This window comes from Streptomyces sp. NPDC001732 (assembly GCF_053596315.1).
Map to the genome: position 1 here is coordinate 1 of NZ_JBSFFY010000030.1, position 18070 is coordinate 18070.

Here is an 18070-nt window from a genome sequence, read left to right on the forward strand (position 1 = left end):
TCGCGCATGATGTTGCGGTGCAGGCCCTCGTAGGTGCCGGGGATGCCCTTGGCCTTCATGACGGCCAGCGCCTCCTTGATCCAGCCGTCGAGGTTGCCGGCGTGCCCCTTGTCGCCCTGCTGGACGCCCTGGGCGGCACCGACCACGGAGGTCTTGACCACGGGGACGGTCTGCCGCACCTCGGCCGCCTGCGCGGAGGTCGACGTCAGGGTGAGGGCCGCAGCCGCGGCGCCGGTGGTGGCGACGGCGGCGACGGAGAAGGTGCGGAGGCGGGCGATGCGGCTGGTGCGGGTCTGCGTGGTCATACGGAAGAAACTCTCCTGCGGTGGGGGGTGTGGTGCCGTCCGGCGCCGATGGGCAGGACGGATCCCGCGTGGTGCGGGAGGGGTGAGCGGGTCCGGCGATGTCCGTCCGCTGCTGCCGCGGTGCGCCGCGACGACAACCATGGTTAGCGGCGGCCGGCGCGGGGGTCAACGATGTGACGTACTACCCGAATACGGAGCAATGTCCGAAATGCAACTTTAGAACCCATTTTCACGCCCTTTGAGGCGCCTTGTTCCTACTACCCGGCCTAGAATGTGACGTGGCTCCTATGGGTGGCATCACATCCGGGAGGCCATTTCGAGGACATCCGACCCTCTTCGCGGCAGCCCTTCCGCGACCCGTACGACGCCGCCCGCCCCCGCGCCCCGGCGACCTCGACCGCCCACCGTTGCGGCCGGCCGTCCACCAGTTCCTCCACCGACGCGCTCCGTCGCGCCCCGGGCCGCACCCGCGACCTCCGAGCGCCCGCCCGCCGGCCCGCCCGCAAGGCCGTACGACCCGCTCCCCGCCCGGCGGCGGTGCGGGGCCACGGCCCGGGACGGGACCGTTTGGGTGATCAAAGCGCCGTGTGGTTACCATATGAGCGCCGCCTAGCTCGAAAGATAAACCTGTGACTGTCAATGACGACTCGTTCACCAGCTGGAAAAACCGCGAGGAGATCGCGGAGTCGATGATCCCGATCATCGGGAAACTTCACCGGGAGCGGGACGTGACCGTCCTGCTGCACAGCCGCTCCCTGGTGAACAAGTCGGTGGTCAGCATCCTCAAGACCCACCGATTCGCCCGGCAGATCGCCGGTGAGGAGCTCTCGGTCACCGACACCCTGCCGTTCCTGCAGGCCCTCACCACCCTCGACCTCGGCCCTTCCCAGATCGACATCGGCATGCTCGCCGCGACGTACGCCGCCGACGACCGCGGTCTGCCGGTGGCGGAGTTCACCGCCGAGGCCGTCTCCGGAGCCACGGGCGCCAACAAGATCGAGCGCGGCGAGGGACGCGACGTCGTCCTGTACGGCTTCGGCCGGATCGGCCGCCTCGTCGCCCGCCTGCTGATCGAGAAGGCGGGGTCCGGCAACGGTCTGCGGCTGCGCGCCATCGTCGTCCGCCAGGGCGGCGACCAGGACATCGTCAAGCGCGCCTCGCTGCTGCGCCGCGACTCCATCCACGGACAGTTCCAGGGCACGATCACCGTCGACGAGGCGAGCAGCACGATCGTCGCCAACGGCAACGCGATCAAGGTGATCTACGCCAACGACCCGTCGGAGGTCGACTACACGGCGTACGGCATCAAGGACGCCATCCTCATCGACAACACCGGCAAGTGGCGCGACCGCGAGGGCCTGTCGAACCACCTGCGCCCCGGCATCGACAAGGTCGTCCTGACCGCTCCGGGCAAGGGCGACGTCCCCAACATCGTGCACGGCGTCAATCACGACACGATCAAGCCGGACGAGCAGATCCTGTCCTGCGCCTCCTGCACCACCAACGCGATCGTCCCGCCGCTGAAGGCGATGGCGGACGAGTACGGGGTGCTGCGCGGGCACGTGGAGACCGTCCACTCGTTCACCAACGACCAGAACCTGCTGGACAATTACCACAAGGCGGACCGTCGCGGCCGTTCGGCCCCGCTCAACATGGTCATCACCGAGACCGGTGCCGCCTCCGCCGTCGCCAAGGCACTGCCCGACCTCGAGGCACCGATCACCGGCAGCTCGATCCGTGTCCCGGTGCCGGACGTCTCGATAGCGATCCTCAGCCTCCGACTGGGCCGCGAGACCACGCGCGAGGACGTCCTCGACTACCTCCGCAACGTGTCGCTGACCTCGCCGCTCAAGCGGCAGATCGACTTCACCACCGCTCCGGACGCGGTCTCCAGCGACTTCATCGGCTCGCGCCACGCGTCGATCGTCGACGCCGGCGCCACCAAGGTCGACGGCGACAACGCGATCCTCTACCTGTGGTACGACAACGAGTTCGGCTACTCGTGCCAGGTCATCCGGGTCGTCCAGCACGTCTCCGGGGTGGAGTACCCCACCTTCCCGGCCCCGGCGGTCTGATCCCGTCACCCGGGGGGGCACGATTCGCGCGAAGCCCCCGAGAAGAGCACCGCCCGTGCTCCGTACCCGTTCGTGCACCGGACGGCCACGGAGCGCGGGCGGTGTTCGTTGCCGGGCGGCGGCTCAGGTGCGGATGGCCGCCAGGCGTCGGCGCATGTGTTCCTCGCGCTCGGCCCTCGTCGCGGGCGCGCCCACGAGGCCGGAACGCGTCTGCCAGGGCAGCGCGGGCCCGTCCGCACCCGGTACTCCACACCGATCGCGTCGAGCCGGGGCAGGTGCGCGTCGTGCAACCGGGTGCGGAACTCGTCGAAGTCGCGGCGGGCATCACGCACTACGTGGACGCCGTGTCCGGCAACGACGACGCGTCGGGCCGGAACGAGACGGCTTCCTGGAAGTCCCTGGCCAGGGCAAGCCGACTGACGCCGGGCCCCGGCGACCGGCTGCTGTTCAGGGCCGGTCAGCGGTGGAAGGGCCGGCTCGACGGCCCTGTTCTCCCGAAGCTGCGGCGAAGTGACAAGTAGCTCTCTGTGGCGGATCCGGGATGTGCTTGTCAGCGTTTTTTGATCTTCTGGGGTCATCAGGGGCCGTGCTCGGCGAGGTTGGTCCGGTCGTGACGACCGGAAGGAGCCTGGGGTGCGGCAGGAGTGGGAGCCGGAGGACCTGATCGAGGTCTGGACGCTGCTGGAGGAGGACCAGGAGCGGCTGCGGAACAAGTCGGGGGCGAACCGGCTGGGGTTCGCGCTGTTGCTGAAGTCCTTCGAGGTGGAGGCCCGGTTCCCGGAGGACGCCGGGGAGATCCCGGCCCCGGCGGTGTCGTACGTCGCTCCATAGGTGGGGGTGCCCGCGGAGGAGTGGGCCGCGTACGACTGATCGGGGCGGGCGATCAAGCGGCACCGGATGGGGATCCGGGGCGCGTTCGGGTTCCGGGAGTGCACCGAGCAGGACCAGGCCCAGCTCGCCGAGTGGCTGGCGGCGGAGCTGTGCGGGGTAGAGCTGAACCGGGACCGGCTGGCGGAGGCGGTGGTTGTGCGCTGCCGGGGTGACCGGATGGAGCCGCCGACGCCGGGACGCATCGCCCGCCTCGTCGGGTAGGCGGTGACCACCTTCGAGGAGCGGTTCTGCGCGGCCACCGTGGACCGGCTGTCGGCGGCGACCCGGTCCCGGCTGGACGACCTGGTCGCCGAGGACGGCGCGAGCGGGGAGAGCGCGGGCGGCGGGGGCACGTTCTTCGCCGAGCCGAAGGCGGACCCCGGGGCGCTGGGGCTGGACAGTCTGCTGGCGGAGGTGAACAAGCTCCAGCGGGTGCGCGGGCCTCAGCTGCCGCCGGAGCCGTTCGCTGACGTGTCGGGGAAGCTGGTGGCGGCCTGGCCGGCGCGGGCGGCGAAGGAGTACCCCTCGGACCTGCGGGCGGCGGCCGGGCCGGTGCGGTACACGCTGCTGTCCACGCTATGCCATGGGCGGGAAACGGAGATCACCGACTCGCTGGTGGAGCTGTTCATCCAACTCGTACAGAAGATCAACACTCGGGCGGAGAAGAAGGTCGAGGGCGAGTTCAGCAAGGAGCTCAAGCGGGTCCGCGGCAAGGAGGGCATCCTGCTGCGGCTGGCGGAGGCGGCGGTCGCGGAGCCGGGTGGCACGGTCCGCAAGGTGATCTATCCGGTGGCCGGGGAGTCCACGCTGAAGGCGCTGGCGGCGGAGGCCGCAGCGAGCGAGGCCCCCTACCGGGCCCGGGGGCGCACGGTGCTGCGTTCGTCGTACTCCAACCACTGGCGGCGGATGCTCTCGCCACTGCTGAACGCGCTGGAGCTGAAGTGCAACAACACCGCCTACCGGCCGGTGATGGACGCGATCGACCTGCTCAAGCGGTATCTGGACCAGCTCATCGCGAAGGAGGGCGCGTTCTTCGACGAGGCGGAGAAGATCCCGCTGACCGGGGTGGTACGCGAGGAATGGCGCAAGGCGGTGGTGGACGAGCGCGGCCGGGTCGAGCGCATCCCGTACGAGCTGTGCGTGCTTGTGGCGCTGCGTGACGCGCTGCGGCGGCGGGAGATCTGGGTGCCGGGGCGGGCCATGCTTGTGCCCTGCCCTGCCCCGCCAGAGAGCCGAGCAGGGCACCGGTGGCGATGGTGGGGTGAACAGACCGCCGCTGACGCCGCTGCCCAGGCTCCCGGCCGTGGCAATCGGTTCGAGGAAGAGCAGGGCCACCAGAAGGGGCGCGGCGACCTGCGCGGAGAGCGTGAGCTGAACGATGTCCTTGCCATTGCCGAGCAGTTCGGGATAGGGAACAGCCAGCACACCGACCACGGTGAACACCAGCAGCGGCGCGACCAGCGCTCCCCACCCCATGGGCCGGTGGTCGTGCGAGATCCGGATCATCCGCACCCAGCCGACCGCGATCAGCCCGGCGAGGGGCCCGATCAGCACGGCGAACACGGTCAGGGACGTGGGCGGCCCCACTTCGGGCAACTGGTAGGTGGGCCCGTTGGGCAGCATCGGCCAGGAGACCGCAGTGGCGATACAACAGGTGGCCAGGGCAGGCAGGGCCAGGCGCAGCGACAGGACGTCGAGCATCACCTCCAGCGTCAGCAGCGCCCCGCCCAGAGGAGCTCGAAGGGCTCGACACCGCGGCACGCAAGGGCAAGCACGGCGGCCGGCCGCCGGTCATCACCGACGACATGCTGCACACCGTGCTGCGGCGCCGCGCGGGGGCGAGTCCGTCGAGCAGGTCCAGCCCGACCTGATCATCCCCACCGGCAAGCGCAAGGGACAGAGCCCCTCTGTGGCCAGCATCCACCGGGCGCTCGCCGAACACTCCAAGCGCGAGGCGTACCCCGAGGCTGGCGAACAGGCCCACACCGACTTCGCCGCCCTCCAGGCCGGCGACCTTCCCCGGCCCCGCCCGGACGCCGCAGCACTCAGCTCATGATCATTCTCACCGGGATTTCCTGTACGCCAACTACTCACACCCGTTCCAGTGTGGACTCGCGGATGTTCTCCCGCTCGGCACCCTGCGGGAAATGGCAGCTCAGCCAGCGCGCGCAGTCCACTCCGGCGGCGTCCACAACCGGGCATTGGCGCTGCCGACCTGGATCAGCGTTCCGGTATGTCGATCCTGACGCGCCGGGCGGAACCCGTCGATCGCGAACACCTGCTGTCCGCTGGTGATGTCGACGCCCTGCAGACCGGCCTCGTCGGCGATCAGCAGATGCTCTCCGTCGGTGAAAAAGCCGAAATCGCCGACCGGCCAGGGGAACGTCGCGACCGCCTTGATCCATCGGACGCCCGGCGAGCGCAGTTCGATCGAGGTGGGGTCGAGGACGTGGACGGTACCGCTGTCGGCATCGTCCCGGTCATACACCGCGATCCGCCCGTCGTCGATCCACACCACCGGCCAGTTCCACTCCGAGACCTCGGGATACACCGCATAGCTGGGCCCGTCCTCGGACTCATACGGGTTGTCGTGCAGCCAGGCGGTCAGGCTCCACACCGCCGGCATCCCCCACGGCTGCCACACCCAACCGCCGTCGTAGACACGAGTCCCGTCGGGACTCAGTGACAGCGCGCCGTGGAAGTAATCGAGGTCGTGCTCCGCATCTTCCTCATCCCTGTCCGGGCTGTCCCGCGCCGTAAGCACCTCGCCGGACGCGAGATCGGTGACATCCAACCGGTTCCAGTCAGTGCGATGGACGACAACCGGCCGGCCACCGTGTTCGGCGAACGCCAACGCGAACGGGACGGTTTCACAGCAGTAATCCCCGCCGTCCAACTTCAACGCTGGCGAACCGGTGGTGAGATCGACGACGGTGCCGTACCGACCGCGGTCTTGAACCACCGCCGCCCAACGGCCACATCGAGACACATGAAGCCGCAGCCGAACGCCGCCACCGTATTCGGACGCCGGCCTCTCCTCCCGATACCGGGCCACGTCCTGCACCTCGCCGGTCGTCGGCGTCCACCGCGCCAGCCGTCCGTCCTCGGACAGCACCAGCCACGCCGACCCCGCGTCACCGAGGGCCGCTGGCAACGCTGCCACATCCACGACCGGCCGCAGCGCGTCGGGAACCGCCACGTCCACCGTGATCATCGCCATACTGATCCCCTCGGTGCGCCCGTGCCCTCCGCGGCGGCGTGAACAGCAGGTGATACGGCACCGTATCGGCAAAGTCGGTGAGCGCCGCGATGCCGGTCACGGCGGTGAGGTCAGCACGGATCTGGTCTATGTCGGGCTCAGTCTCGCGCAGGTCCGCCTCGGTGTCATCCAGCGAGAAGCCCCCTCCGGTCGTCATGACCGGACCAACCTCACCGAGCACGGCCCCCGACAGGCCCAGAAGATCCAAACCGCTGACAAGCACACCCCGGATCCGCTGCGGAGAGCTACTTGTCACTTCGCCGTAGCTTCGGGAGAACAGGGCCGAGACGTCGGGCACCGACCTCCACAACAGCACCGTCTACGACTCCAACCTCTCCTGGGGCACCGACACGCCCGTCGCCCCCTCCGGCGACATCAAAACGGCTCGGCGTGGGTGACGCAGGCCGCCGGGCAGCAACTGGTCCGGTCCGGCAACACCTCCGTCCGTCGAGCAGCGCACCATCACCCTGCCGCAGCGGGTGACGGCCCGGCGTCTGCGCCTGACGGTCCGTGACGCCCACCTCCAGTGGGGCCACTTCGCGGTCCACGAGATCCGGGCAGACTGACCGGCGGGGCGGTCCGCGCGGCACCCTCGGGCCGTGCGGACCGCCCCGTCCGTGGGAGGCCGCCCCGTCCCGCGCCACGAGCGGGGAGGGACGGGGCCGGCCGGTCAGGCCTCGTGCTCGACGACGCCGCCGACCACGACGGTCAGTGCGACGGTGCCGGGGATGTCATCGGGGTCGACGCGCAGGATGTCGCGGGAGAGGACCACGAAGTCGGCTGCCTTGCCGACGGTGAGCGAACCGCGTTCGTGCTCCAGGAAGTTGGCGTACGCCGAGCCCATCGTGTAGCCGTGGACGGCGGCCTCCACGCTGATCGTCTCCTGCGGCATCCAGGGGTCGCCCCCGCCCAGCGGGCGCCGGGTGACGGCGGTGTGGATGCCGATCATCGGGTCCATCTCGGCCACGTTCCAGTCGCTGGAGAGCGCGAGGACGGCCCCGGCCCCGTGCAGGCTGCGCAGGGGCCACGCCTTGTGCCAGCGGTCGGCGCCGACGTTCTGCGCCCAGTCCTTGCCGGGACCGGCGATCTCCGGGGCGCTGTGCCGGGGCTGCATGCACGCGACCACGCCCAGTTCGGCGAAGCGCGGGGTGTCCTCGGGGTCGAGGCATTCGACGTGGACGATCTGGTGGCGGGCGTCCCGGGGCCCGTTGACGGCGCGGGCGTGCTCGACGGCGTCGAGCACGGTGCGGATGCCCCGGTCGCCGGTCGCGTGGACGAAGCACTGGAAGCCGCGGGCGTCCAGCTTCGCCAGCAGGTCCGCGAACTCCTCGGGCGGGTAGAAGGTCTCGCCCCGGTGGTGGCGGCAGCCCGCATAGGGTTCGAGGAGGGCCGCGGTGCGCGGTTCGACGACGTCGTCGATGTAGAGCTTGAGCGGTCCGACCCCGATGCGGTCGTCGTCGTAGTGGCGGGCGGCGGCGGCGAAGTCGTCGAGGTCGGCATCCGTGGTGCCGCGCGGGTGGAAGAGCGCGGCGACGATCCGGGACCTGAGCCGGCCCTCGGCGCGTGCGCGGTCGAAGAGGGCGAGGTCGTCGAGCGAGTTCTGGGGTTCGACGACCGTGGTGATGCCGAAACGGACGGCGTCGTCCAGGGACTTGGCGAGGCGGCCGTACTGCCGGTCGGGCGAGGCCCACGGCAGGCCCAGTTTCCGCAGGGCGCGGTGGCCGTCGCGGGAGAGGCCCTCGACCGCGAAGTCCTTGATGAAGCCGGTGGGTTCACCGGTGGCCGGGTCGGTGACGGCCTGTCCGAAGGGCAGGTGGGTGTGGTCGCGGTCGATACCGAGCCGGCGCAGGCCGACGGTGTTGACCCAGGCGGTGTGCACGTCGTAGCTCAGGACGAAGGCGGGCACGTCGCCCGTGGCCGGGTCGAGGTCTGCGGCGGCCGGCATCCGGCCGTCCGGGATCGCCGAGTAGTCGAAGGCCTCGGCCTCGATCCACTCGGCGTCGGGGTGGGCGGTGTGCCAGGCGCGGATGCGGGCGTGGACCTCGTCCAGGGTGTGGGCGCCGGACAGCTGGACGCAGGCGTCGTCGGAGCCGAGCCGGACGTGGTTGTGGGCGTCGATGAAGCCGGGGAGGACCAGCTTTCCGTCCGCGTCGATCACCCGGGTGTCCGGACCGGTCCACTGCTCGGCCTCCGCGTCGGGGCCGAGCCAGGCGATGCGGCCGTCCACCACCGCCAGGGCCTGTGCCTCGGGAAGTGCCGGGTCGACGGTGTGGATGCGGGCGTTGCGCAGGACGAGGTGGGCGCGGACGGGCATGTGAGGTGGCTCCTCCTGGTGCGGTGGGTCGGTCGGATCGGTGGTGCGTGGGGTGCGTCGGCGGGTCGGCCTGCTCGGTGGTGCGGGGCGGGGGCGGGCTCCGCCGCCCGGTTCGCACGGGTCGTCGGGGGCGCTGCGGCCGTTCAGTGGGCGTCGGGGCGGCCGGTGTGCGGTGCGACGGTCCGGCGGGCGAGCAGCCAGTAGACGAGCCCCGAGACGACGGAGCCGAGCAGGGTCAGGTCGGCGCCGCCCAGTGGAGCGACCAGTGGCCCGGTCCACAGCTCGGAATCGCAGGTGAGGGCGGCGAAGACCATGCCGGCGAGCAGTGCGGTCATGCCGGCGGGGTGGTAGCCGGACCGGTACCAGTAGGCGCCGTCCGGTCCGGCGTGCAGCGACGGTGCGTCGTAGTGGCAGCGGCGCATCAGCATGTCTGCGAGGAACACGCCGCCCCAGGGCGCGAACACGATGATCAGCAGGGAGAGGAAGGACAGCAGCGAGCTGGTGAAATCGGTGAGGAAGAGCGCGCAGAGCGAGCCCGCCGCGGTGACGGCCGCGCTGATGACGATGGCCCTGGAGCGGCTCCAGGGGACGCCGAGGACCTGGAGGTTCAGGCTCGACGAGTAGAGCGTGACGATGGAGTTGGTGACCGAACCGCCGAGTACGAGGGCGAGGAAGAGCGTCTGGAACCATCCCGGCAGCAGTCGCTCGGTGCCCGCCACCGCGTCGGTCATGTCCGTCTGGGTGGCGGCGGCCACTCCGGCCATGCCCAGGGCGACCGACGAGATGAAGCCACCGAGGGCTCCGTACCAGGTCAGCGCCTTCATCGAGGTCGTCCTGGGAAGGTAGCGCGTGTAGTCGGCGGGCATCGGGACGTACGAGAACGGACCGGCCAGCATCACGACGAAGGCCAGGCTCCACCCGGACGCACCGGGCTGCGCGGCGCTCCCGCCCGTGTCGGCGCCCGGCAGCAGGAACACCAGGAGTGCGGCGAACCCCACGGCGAGGACGTACGCGATCCAGCGCTCGGCGAACTGGACGGTGGCGTGGCCCCACAGGGCGACGGCGAAGGTCAGCGCGAGCGTGATCAGCAGGGCGAGGGCCCGTCCGGTGCGGCCGGACTCCCAGCCCAGGCCGGCGAAGAACGCTTCGAGGGCGAGGGTGCCGACGACGGTGTTCAGGATGGTGTAGCCGATGCTGACCACCCAGTTGAGCATCCCGGCGGGCCAGTTTCCCCGTACGCCGAAGGGGGCGCGGGAGATCACCAGGGTGGCGGTGCCGGTACGGACTCCGCTCAGTCCTGCGGCGCTGATGGCGAAGAACGCCAGTCCGCCGATGACGACGACGCCGGTCGCCTGCCAGAAGGACAGGCCGAAGGCGACGGCCAGGGCTCCGTTGATGACGTAGGTGAAGGTGAGGTTGGACCCGAACCAGAGCCAGAACAGGTCCTTCGCGCTGCCGTGGCGGTCCTCGTCGGGGATCGGGACGATGCCGTACGTCTCGACCTGGAAGACCTGGTCGGCGGCGGCCGGCGCGCCGGGCGCTCTCTCGGCCGTGTCCTGTTGCGTCATGCGGACCGTCCCTCGTCCATGTGTGCCCCGGGGAACCGGAACAGCACTTTGAATGCCGTTCTAAAAGTTAGAACGGCATTCAAGATGTGGTTCCGGGAGCCCGTCAAGACCTCCGCCGAAATCGGCCGCTAGGGTCGTCACCGGGCCGACCGGAGAGGAGACGTGGCGTGGCGACGACGGCGCGACGGCGTGACGGGCACCTGGCCCGGGAGCGCATGCTGGAGGAGGCGATGACCGCCATCGCCGAGGACGGCCTCGCCGCGCTCACCATGTCGGCGCTGGCCAAACGCCTCGGCACCAGCGGCGGCCACATCCTCTACTACTTCGGCAGCAAGGACCGGCTGCTCCTGGAGGTGCTGCGCTGGAGCGAGGACGCGCTCGCCGAGGAACGCCGGGAGCTGCTGTCCGGCCCGGTCGACCCGGAACGCGCACTGGAACTCTTCCTGGCGCTGTACCTCCCCCGCGGGCCGCGCGACCCCCGCTGGACGCTGTGGATCGAACTGTGGGCACGCACCGCGTCGAACGAACCGTTGCGGCAGGCACAGGCCGAGATCGACCGCGGCTGGCAGGAGGACCTGGAAGCACTCCTCGCCGAGGGGGCCCGTCGGGGCCGCTTCGCCGCGGACCTCGACACGGCGGCGCGCGCATCCGAACTCCTCGCCCTGCTCGACGGGTTGAGCACCCGGGTCGTTCTCGGCCAGCACGGCGCGGACCGCGAGAGCGCGCTCCGTGCGGCCCTGTCGGCGACCGCACGACTGGTGGAACGCGGCTGAACCGGCGCCGGAGCCCGGAATCCGGAAAGGCACGCGGCACCGCACACACCCTCCGACCGGGCCCGTCACCGCGCCGGGACCGAGTACCGCTCACACCCGTTTTGCACTTCTGCCACCTGTACGGGTGGTGCATCCCCGGATGGGGCCCTATGGTCGATTCAGGAACGACGGCTGGAAGAAGGAGCCGCGGCCGACGACTGCTCCTGCCGGGCGGTCCCGGAACACACGGGGCGCGTCGGGCACGCACGACGGCGGCGCGGGCCCGAAGCGAGGCGGCCGAGGAGCCGACATGCAAGGACGCAAGCTCAGGACAGGTCTCATGCTGTGCGCCGCCACGGCCCTCGCGGTGGCCGCACCGGTACCGGCGTCCGCGTCGCCCTCCCCCGCCGCGGCCGCCCCTCCGTCCGCCCCCGTGGTGGCCGTCGACTGCTTCTGGAGCCCGCAGGTGCGCCCCGGCGACTTCCTGCTCGCCTGCGGGGACGGCAACAACCGGCTCGTCGACATCCACTGGTCCTCCTGGGGCCCGACGTCCGCCGCGGGCCGGGCACTCGACGTGGTGAACGACTGTCAGCCCTATTGCGCCGCAGGCAAGTTCCACTCCTATCCGGTCACCGTGCGGCTGGACCGGCCGAAGTCCTGGCAGAAGCATCCCGAGCTGAAGCGGTTCAGTCGGCTCCAACTCGTCTACACCGACGGCGCTCCGGCCCGGACGGGCCGGGTCGTGACACAGCAGCTCTGGGACTGACGCCTCCCCGGCACCTTCCCGCTTCCGCGGTTGGTTGCACCCTCCACCGGAACACGCGTCGACGGCCCGCCCTTGGATAAGGTGCCGTTCGACATCGGCGTTCCACATGGGGAGACGTAAGTGACGAGTGGTCAGCAGCCGGCACCTGGAAACACCCCCGAGGTCTTCCAGCCGCTCGCCGGGGACGACCCGACCACAATCGCCGGATACCGGTTGGCGGCCAGGCTCGGCGCCGGCGGCATGGGCAAGGTGTATCTGTCGTACACACCCGGCGGACGCCCCGTGGCCATCAAAGTGATTCGTCCCGAATTCGGGGAGGACGCCGAGTTCCGCCGCCGGTTCGCCCAGGAGGTGCGGTCCGCGCAGCGCGTGCAGGGTCTGTTCACGGCGCCGGTCATCGACGCCGCCACCGATGCCGTGCAGCCGTGGCTGGCCACCGCGTACGTGCCGGGCCCCCCGCTCGCCGACGCCGTCGTCGCGCACGGGGCGCTGCCCGTCGAGACGGTGGTGCTGCTGATCGCGGGCATGGCCGAGGCGTTGCACGTCATCCACGGGGCGGGCATCGTGCACCGCGACCTCAAGCCGTCCAATGTGCTGCTCGCCGCCGACGGCCCCCGGGTCATCGACTTCGGCATCGCCCATGCCGCCGACGCGACCTCGCTCACCGGCAGCGGCGTCACCATCGGTACCCCCTCGTTCATGGCGCCGGAGCAGGCCGCGGGGCACCGGGTGACCCCGGCCACCGACGTCTTCGCGCTCGGCCAGGTCGCGGTGTACGCGGCGACCGGCGCCCCGGCCTTCGGCGAGGGCACCTCGCACGGCGTGCTCTACCGGATCGTCCACGAGGAGCCCGACCTCAGCGGCGTCCCGGAACGGCTGCGGGAGCTGGTCACCCGCTGCCTCGACAAGGACCCCGCGGCCCGGCCGTCGGTCGCCGAGGTCATCGAGCTGTGCCGGTCCGCGAACGCGGAGACGGTGCTGCGCCGCCCCGAGGACTGGCTGCCGGCCCCGGTCAGTGCCGACATCACGGTACGCACGGCCGCTCCCGCCCCGGCCCAGACCCCGCCGCCCCCGACCGTGGCACCGTCCGTGGCCCACTCGCCCACCACGCCCGCCACCGCCCCGCCGGCCCACCCTCCCACCGCACCCGCCGCCACGGCGGCAGCGGCCCATCAGCCCACCGCGCCCGCCACCGCGCCGGTACCTCCCGCCGCCCCGCCCCAGGGGTACGGTCCGCCCGCGGCGCACCAGCCGCCCCATCCGCAGCCCCCGTACCCCACGCCTGCCCCCTCCCAGGTCAACGCCTATGCCCCGACCCAAATGGCCGGCCCTGCGCAGCCGCACCCCGGGCGCCCCACGCCTCCCGCGGACGGCACGCCTCCGGCGCCCCGGCCCACGAAGAGCGGTGGCAAGCGGGGCGCGATCATCGCCGTCGCCGCGGTGCTGGTCCTGGCGATCGCGGGCGGTGCCACGGCGTACACGCTGCTCAAGGAAGGCGACCAGAAGAATCGGAGCGGTTCCTCCCCGGACAAGCCGGGTGCTTCGGGCAAGGGGTCCGGCGCCGACAACGAGCCCGGGTCGGGTTCCGGTTCCGAGCAGGCCACCGAGCCGGAGCCGAAGCCCGTGGAGTACAAGGGCATCAACCTCACGGCCGGCTACCACCTGTCGCTCGGCGACGACACCGTCCGCCCCCAGCAGGGCGAGGACGGCGGATACGAGCTCTCCTACGACACCGGCGGCTATCTCGACGCCGAGAGCACGGGCGGAAGCCTGGTGCTGCTCGACCCGGGGCAGGTGGGATCGCTCGAAACCTGCCGCGCGGACACCCGGTTCACCGAGACCGTCGATCTGGAGAAGCTCTCGACGGGGCGGCAGGTCTGTGTCACGACGGGGTCGGGGCACATGGGCCTGGTGACCGTCCGGGGTCTGTCCGGCGAGGACTCGCCCAGCACGTACATGACGCTGGACCTGACGGTCTGGCGCAACGCCGCCGTCACCGGCTCGGGCGGCTGAGTCCGCCCCGCGCACGAGGCGTTCTCACGTCCGGGGCGTGTCCCCGGACGTGAGAACGCCGCTCCCCCGCTCCTTCACCAGGTGACCGTGATGCGCCGTGGGCTGCGGGAGGTGGTGCCCCGGTTCCACTCGACCTCGTCGGCGGGCTCGGCCAGACGCAGCCCGGGGAGGCGGGCGGCGAGCCGGTGCAGGGCCAGTTGGAGTTCCATCCGGGCCAGCCAGGCCCCCAGGCAGTAGTGGGCCCCGGCGCCGAACGACAGGGTGGGGGCCGCCAGCGGCGCGAAGAGGTCGTCGAACGGCCGGGGCGGGAACACGGCGGGATCGCGGTTGGCCATGCCGCAGTCGGCGAGCACCACCGAGCCGGCCGGGATCGTCACACCGCCGACCTCCGTGTCGACGGCGGCGTGACGTGCGGTCCCCCGGTCGTCGCCGAGCGGCACCAGGTGCAGCAGCCGCTCCGCCAGGGCCTCGGCGGCCCGTTCGTCCGCGCCGAGCCGGGGCCAGGTCTCCGGCCGCTCACCGAGCAGGTAGAGCAGCGAGTTGCCGAGCATCGTCATCGTGCTGTCGTGGCCGCCGACGACCAGTCCGCACACCAGGTCCACGAGCTGGCTCTCCGGGATGCCGCCCTCCTCGTCGGCGGCCACGACCAGCACACTGGTGAGATCGTCGCCCGGCGCCTTCCTCCGCTCGGCCAGCAGCTCCGCGCCGAAGGCGGCGAACTCGACGAGCGCCGCTCTCATCTCCTCCTCCGGGTGGGAGCCGTCCGAGAAGGCGTACAGGGTCCAGTGGCGCAGCCGGTCCCGCGCCCCGGCGTCGAGGCCCATCAGTCTGCTGATCACCGCGACCGGCAGCGGCAGGGTGAAGCCGGACACCAGGTCCACCGGGTGTGCCCGGTCCACGAGTTCGTCCAGGCACTCCTCCACGATCTCCGCGATCCAGGGCCGCCAGCGGGCCACGGCCCTCGGGGTGAAGGCGCGCCGCAGGGTGCGGCGCAGCCGCAGATGGTCCTCGCCGTCCTGGTTGAACATCAGGTCGAGGCTGCCGACCAGGCCGGTCTCGCCGGACAGGGACGGGGCGTCCGGGGAGTGCAGTGCCGCGCGTCCGAACCGGCTGTCGGTCAGTACCTTCCGTACGTCGGCGTACCGGCTCACCAGCCAGGCCGGGGTCCCGTCGGGCAGTTCGACGGGCCTGGGCGGGCCGGGCGGGTCGAACGCGAGACGGTGCAGGGGCAGCATAGGCGGGCCGGGGCGCGTACGGGAGTCGGCGGGGCAGGACACTGAACCTCCTGGCTTGCACGGGAACGAGGGTCTGCGAGGGCGGGCGGGAAGGGGTGCTCCGGGGCCGGGGGTCAGAGCTCGACGAGTACCTTGCCCCGGCTGGCCCCGGTGTCCCGGTAGAGGCTGTGGTAGGCGTCCGGGATGTTGTCGAAGCCGTGGTGGAGGGTGTGTCCGCAGCGCACCTCGCCCCGGCGCACCAGGCCGCCGAGTTCGTCGTGGAGCGCCTGCCAGTTCTGTTCGGTGAACCATTCCAGCGAGAAGATCCCGCGCACGTGGGTGCGCGGGAACATGATGTGCGGGAGCAGCCGCGGCCCCATGACGTCCCGGCCCACCTGGGTGGCCCACTGCCAGCAGACGGCCACCTGGCTGCCGACGTTGAGCATGGAGAACACGGCGTCGGTGACGGTGCCGCCCAGGTTGTCGAAGTACTTGTCGACTCCGTCCGGTGCCGCCCACAGGAGGGCGTCGCACACCGCGTCGTGGCTGTCCCCGTGGCGGTAGACGACGACCGCGTCGAATCCCAGCTCCTCCAGGTAGCCCGCCTTCTCCGTCGTCGAGGTGGTGCCGACCACCCTGGCACCGGCGAGCTTGGCCAGCTGGCCGACCAGCGAGCCGACACAACCGGAGGCGCCGCTGATCACAACGGTGTCCCCCGGGCGGACCGACATGAACTTGGTGAGGGTGCCCCAGGCCGTCATTCCCGGGCCGCCCATGACGCTCAGCGCGGTGGACAGCGGCAGCGCGTCGTCGAACCAGCCGGGGTCCAGGCGGCGGTAGGCCGGAAAGACCATGGGGAACGTCCCGGTCTGCCAGGGGGTGGCGGCGCCGTTGCTGACGAGATGGGTGCGCCACCCGCCGAAGCCCTGCACCAGGTCGCCGGGCCGGTGGGCGGCCAGCGGTCCCGCCTCCAGCACCTCCATGATCGAGTCGGCCCCCATGTGCGCCCCGAGCGGGGTGTCCAGCGCGATGCCCTGGAGGTAGGGGTCGACCGATACGTAGCGTGTCCTCAACAGCATTTCGTCGGGTGCGAGTTCGGTGTCGATCTCCTCCTCCACCTGCCCGTAGACCCGCTCGACGTCGGGGACGCCCTCGATGTGCTCGCGCACCACCCATTTCCTGGCCCTCATCCCGTTCCCTTCCTCTCCGCGAGGGCCGGGCGGCCCTCGGTGGCGGACCGTGCGACCTGCCGGGGGCCCACCGGCACCACGAGGTGGGTGGGGGGCGGCCCGCTCTCGTCGACGGACGCGGTGAACGTCCGGCCGTCGTCCCGGCAGATGAACTGCATGACGTGCCGGCCGGCCGCCGCCGCGCGGATCAGGCCGCCCGTGGTCGCCCATACGCCGGACTGGTAGAAGTTCCGCAGCCCCGGCAGTCCGGGGCCGTGTTTCTTGATGAGTTTCTCCAGCGTCTCCCCGCTCTCCACGAAGGGCTGCCAGCCGAGCACCGTGCCGTCGTAGTTGCCCGTGTAGCGGACCTGGGTGAGCGGGCTGGACACGTCGCGCACGGCGATCGCGTCCGTGATGCCGGGGTGCTGCCGTTCCAGGAAGGCGACGAGTGCCTCGCGGGCGCGGCGCTTGGCCGCGTAGTAGCCGCGGCCGTGGCGCACCGGCAGGGTGTGCAGTTCCTGTCCGCCGCGGGACCGGGTCACCTGTTCCGGGCCTTCGTCCAGGGCGCGCCAGGGGGCGATGTCGCAGAAGTAGGTGACGTAGGCGATGCTCGTTCCGGCCGGGGAGAGTTCCGGGTAGTGCCTGCTGCGGAACTGGACGTTGATGCTGGGGTGCCTGATGCCGGTCAGTTCGTCCGCTTCCGCCTCGTCGAGCAGGTAGGTGGTGCAGGGGTCGGCGTCGGGGAAGTCGCGGCGCAGGCCGAGGAAGAGGGTGAAGTAGCCGGGGAACACCATGCCGGGCTGTTCGATGGTCCGGGTGTAGAGGCGGTGGTACGCCTCGTTGAGGTGGCGGCCCTTCAGCAGGTCCATCATCGTGGTGCGTCCGTCGCAGGCCGAGACGACGATGTCGGCGCGCAGTTCGCGCCCGTCGCTGAGCCGCACCCCGACGGCCCGGTCGTCCTCGACGAGTACTTCCTCGACCTTGGCGTTGTACGTGATCTCGCCGCCGAGCCCGCGGTAGCGCCGCTCGATCGACCGGGCCAGTCCGAGCGATCCGCCCTCGGGGACGCCCGCGGAGAGGTTGGCGTGCGAGGCGAGCTGGAAGTGGAACGGCAGTACGGGGAAGGCCGGGTGCTTCTCGTACAGGATGAAGTTGAACGCCTCGCGCAGCAGGGGGTCCTTGAACCTCGCCGAGTAGTCGGTCATCAGGGTGCCGATGGTTTTGCGCACGACGTTGAAGTACGGGACGAACGAGGCCAGCATGCGCCAGCGTTCCAGGGGCGGCATCAGTCCGACGGGTTTGAGGAACGGGTAGACGGCGAGGCATTTGCGAAAGACGCGCAGTTGCCTGCAGAAGTCGCGGACGAGACCGGCGTCGGCGGGCGAGATCTCCGTGAGGTGGGCCTGGAGCCGGTCGGGGTCGGAGTAGAAGTACACGGACCGGCCGCACCGGCCGCGTACGACGTTGAACACGTCGAAGTGCCGTACCTCCTTGCCCTGCAGTGCGCCGAGCTCCAGCCAGATCTGGTGCATCTCGTTGCCGGGGCCGCTGCCCAGGAGCCAGCTGACGCAGGGGTCCAGGGTGAAGTCGCCGCGGTCCCAGGCCGTGCAGCAGCCGCCGGGCAGTTCGTGCATCTCCAGGACGTGGGTCCGGTAGCCGTTCATCCGGGCGTAGCAGCCGGTGGACAGACCACCGAGCCCCGCGCCGATGATGATCATCGACTCGCGTGCGGATCGCGGCATGGATGTGTTCTCCTCGGTGGTCA

Annotated in this window: 15 protein-coding genes and 2 pseudogenes; 7 read left to right on the forward strand and 10 right to left on the reverse strand. The window is 71.0% G+C overall.

The annotated features are described in order from the left end of the window. Positions 1–305: pseudogene (locus tag ACWCXX_RS25035) on the reverse strand (transglycosylase SLT domain-containing protein); the annotation flags it as partial. Positions 306–934: 629 nt separating this feature from the next. On the opposite strand from ACWCXX_RS25035, the gene ACWCXX_RS25040 reads away from it, so the two are divergent. The 3 genes and pseudogenes from ACWCXX_RS25040 (at position 935) to ACWCXX_RS25050 (ending at position 3472) form a co-directional block, all read left to right on the forward strand. Next, positions 935–2380 (forward strand): glyceraldehyde-3-phosphate dehydrogenase, encoded by a 1446-nt coding sequence (locus ACWCXX_RS25040; protein ID WP_451130833.1) that lies wholly within the window; start codon positions 935–937, stop codon positions 2378–2380. Positions 2381–2664: 284 nt separating this feature from the next. Further along, complete coding sequence (locus ACWCXX_RS25045; RefSeq protein WP_451130835.1) at positions 2665–2901, forward strand: hypothetical protein; 237 nt, start codon at positions 2665–2667, stop codon at positions 2899–2901. Between the two features lie 112 nt (positions 2902–3013). After that, positions 3014–3472, forward strand: a pseudogene (locus ACWCXX_RS25050) (DUF4158 domain-containing protein). A gap of 221 nt (positions 3473–3693) precedes the next feature. On the opposite strand, the gene ACWCXX_RS25055 reads toward ACWCXX_RS25050, so the two are convergent. Continuing rightward, entirely contained in the window at positions 3694–3825 is a 132-nt protein-coding gene (locus tag ACWCXX_RS25055) for a hypothetical protein (protein WP_451130837.1), read from the reverse strand. A gap of 1 nt (position 3826) precedes the next feature. Continuing rightward, entirely contained in the window at positions 3827–4951 is a 1125-nt protein-coding gene (locus ACWCXX_RS25060) for a chloride channel protein (protein ID WP_451130839.1), read from the reverse strand. Positions 4952–5159: 208 nt separating this feature from the next. Between ACWCXX_RS25060 and ACWCXX_RS25065 the strand changes: the two genes are divergently transcribed. After that, a complete protein-coding gene (locus ACWCXX_RS25065; protein ID WP_451130841.1) occupies positions 5160–5306 on the forward strand; it encodes a hypothetical protein in 147 nt (48 codons plus the stop codon). Positions 5307–5405: 99 nt separating this feature from the next. On the opposite strand, the gene ACWCXX_RS25070 is transcribed toward ACWCXX_RS25065, so the two are convergent. The 4 genes from ACWCXX_RS25070 to ACWCXX_RS25085 form a co-directional block, all read right to left on the reverse strand. Continuing rightward, positions 5406–6470 carry a hypothetical protein gene (locus ACWCXX_RS25070; protein WP_451130843.1) on the reverse strand — a complete coding sequence of 355 codons (1065 nt, stop codon included), beginning with the start codon at positions 6468–6470 and terminating at the stop codon, positions 5406–5408. Further along, complete coding sequence (locus ACWCXX_RS25075; protein ID WP_451130845.1) at positions 6385–6807, reverse strand: hypothetical protein; 423 nt, start codon at positions 6805–6807, stop codon at positions 6385–6387. Before ACWCXX_RS25075 ends, ACWCXX_RS25070 begins: the two co-directional genes overlap by 86 nt. Before the next feature lie 372 nt (positions 6808–7179). Continuing rightward, positions 7180–8823 carry an amidohydrolase gene (locus ACWCXX_RS25080; protein ID WP_451130847.1) on the reverse strand — a complete coding sequence of 548 codons (1644 nt, stop codon included), beginning with the start codon at positions 8821–8823 and terminating at the stop codon, positions 7180–7182. A gap of 143 nt (positions 8824–8966) precedes the next feature. Then, the gene (locus tag ACWCXX_RS25085; RefSeq protein ID WP_451130849.1) at positions 8967–10391 is read right to left on the reverse strand and encodes a purine-cytosine permease family protein; all 1425 of its coding nucleotides are present in this window, start codon (positions 10389–10391) and stop codon (positions 8967–8969) included. Positions 10392–10558: 167 nt separating this feature from the next. Here ACWCXX_RS25085 and ACWCXX_RS25090 point away from each other — a divergent pair, with 167 nt between their 5' ends. From ACWCXX_RS25090 to ACWCXX_RS25100, 3 genes are all read left to right on the forward strand, one after another. Continuing rightward, positions 10559–11164, forward strand: a complete 606-nt coding sequence (locus ACWCXX_RS25090; protein ID WP_451130851.1) for a TetR/AcrR family transcriptional regulator — start codon at positions 10559–10561, stop codon at positions 11162–11164. 289 nt (positions 11165–11453) lie between these two features. Next, positions 11454–11909, forward strand: coding sequence for a hypothetical protein (locus ACWCXX_RS25095; RefSeq protein ID WP_451130853.1), 456 nt, complete (start codon positions 11454–11456; stop codon positions 11907–11909). A gap of 120 nt (positions 11910–12029) precedes the next feature. Continuing rightward, entirely contained in the window at positions 12030–13922 is a 1893-nt protein-coding gene (locus ACWCXX_RS25100) for a serine/threonine-protein kinase (protein ID WP_451130855.1), read from the forward strand. A gap of 74 nt (positions 13923–13996) precedes the next feature. Here the strand turns inward: ACWCXX_RS25100 and ACWCXX_RS25105 are convergent, their stop codons facing one another. The 3 genes from ACWCXX_RS25105 to ACWCXX_RS25115 form a co-directional block, all read right to left on the reverse strand. Next, a complete protein-coding gene (locus tag ACWCXX_RS25105) occupies positions 13997–15157 on the reverse strand; it encodes a cytochrome P450 (protein WP_451130970.1) in 1161 nt (386 codons plus the stop codon). Between the two features lie 113 nt (positions 15158–15270). Then, positions 15271–16326 (reverse strand): MDR family NADP-dependent oxidoreductase, encoded by a 1056-nt coding sequence (locus ACWCXX_RS25110; RefSeq protein WP_451130857.1) that lies wholly within the window; start codon positions 16324–16326, stop codon positions 15271–15273. Next, the gene (locus ACWCXX_RS25115) at positions 16323–18047 is read right to left on the reverse strand and encodes a phytoene desaturase family protein (RefSeq protein WP_451130859.1); all 1725 of its coding nucleotides are present in this window, start codon (positions 18045–18047) and stop codon (positions 16323–16325) included. Before ACWCXX_RS25115 ends, ACWCXX_RS25110 begins: the two co-directional genes overlap by 4 nt. Between the last annotated feature and the right edge of the window lie 23 nt (positions 18048–18070).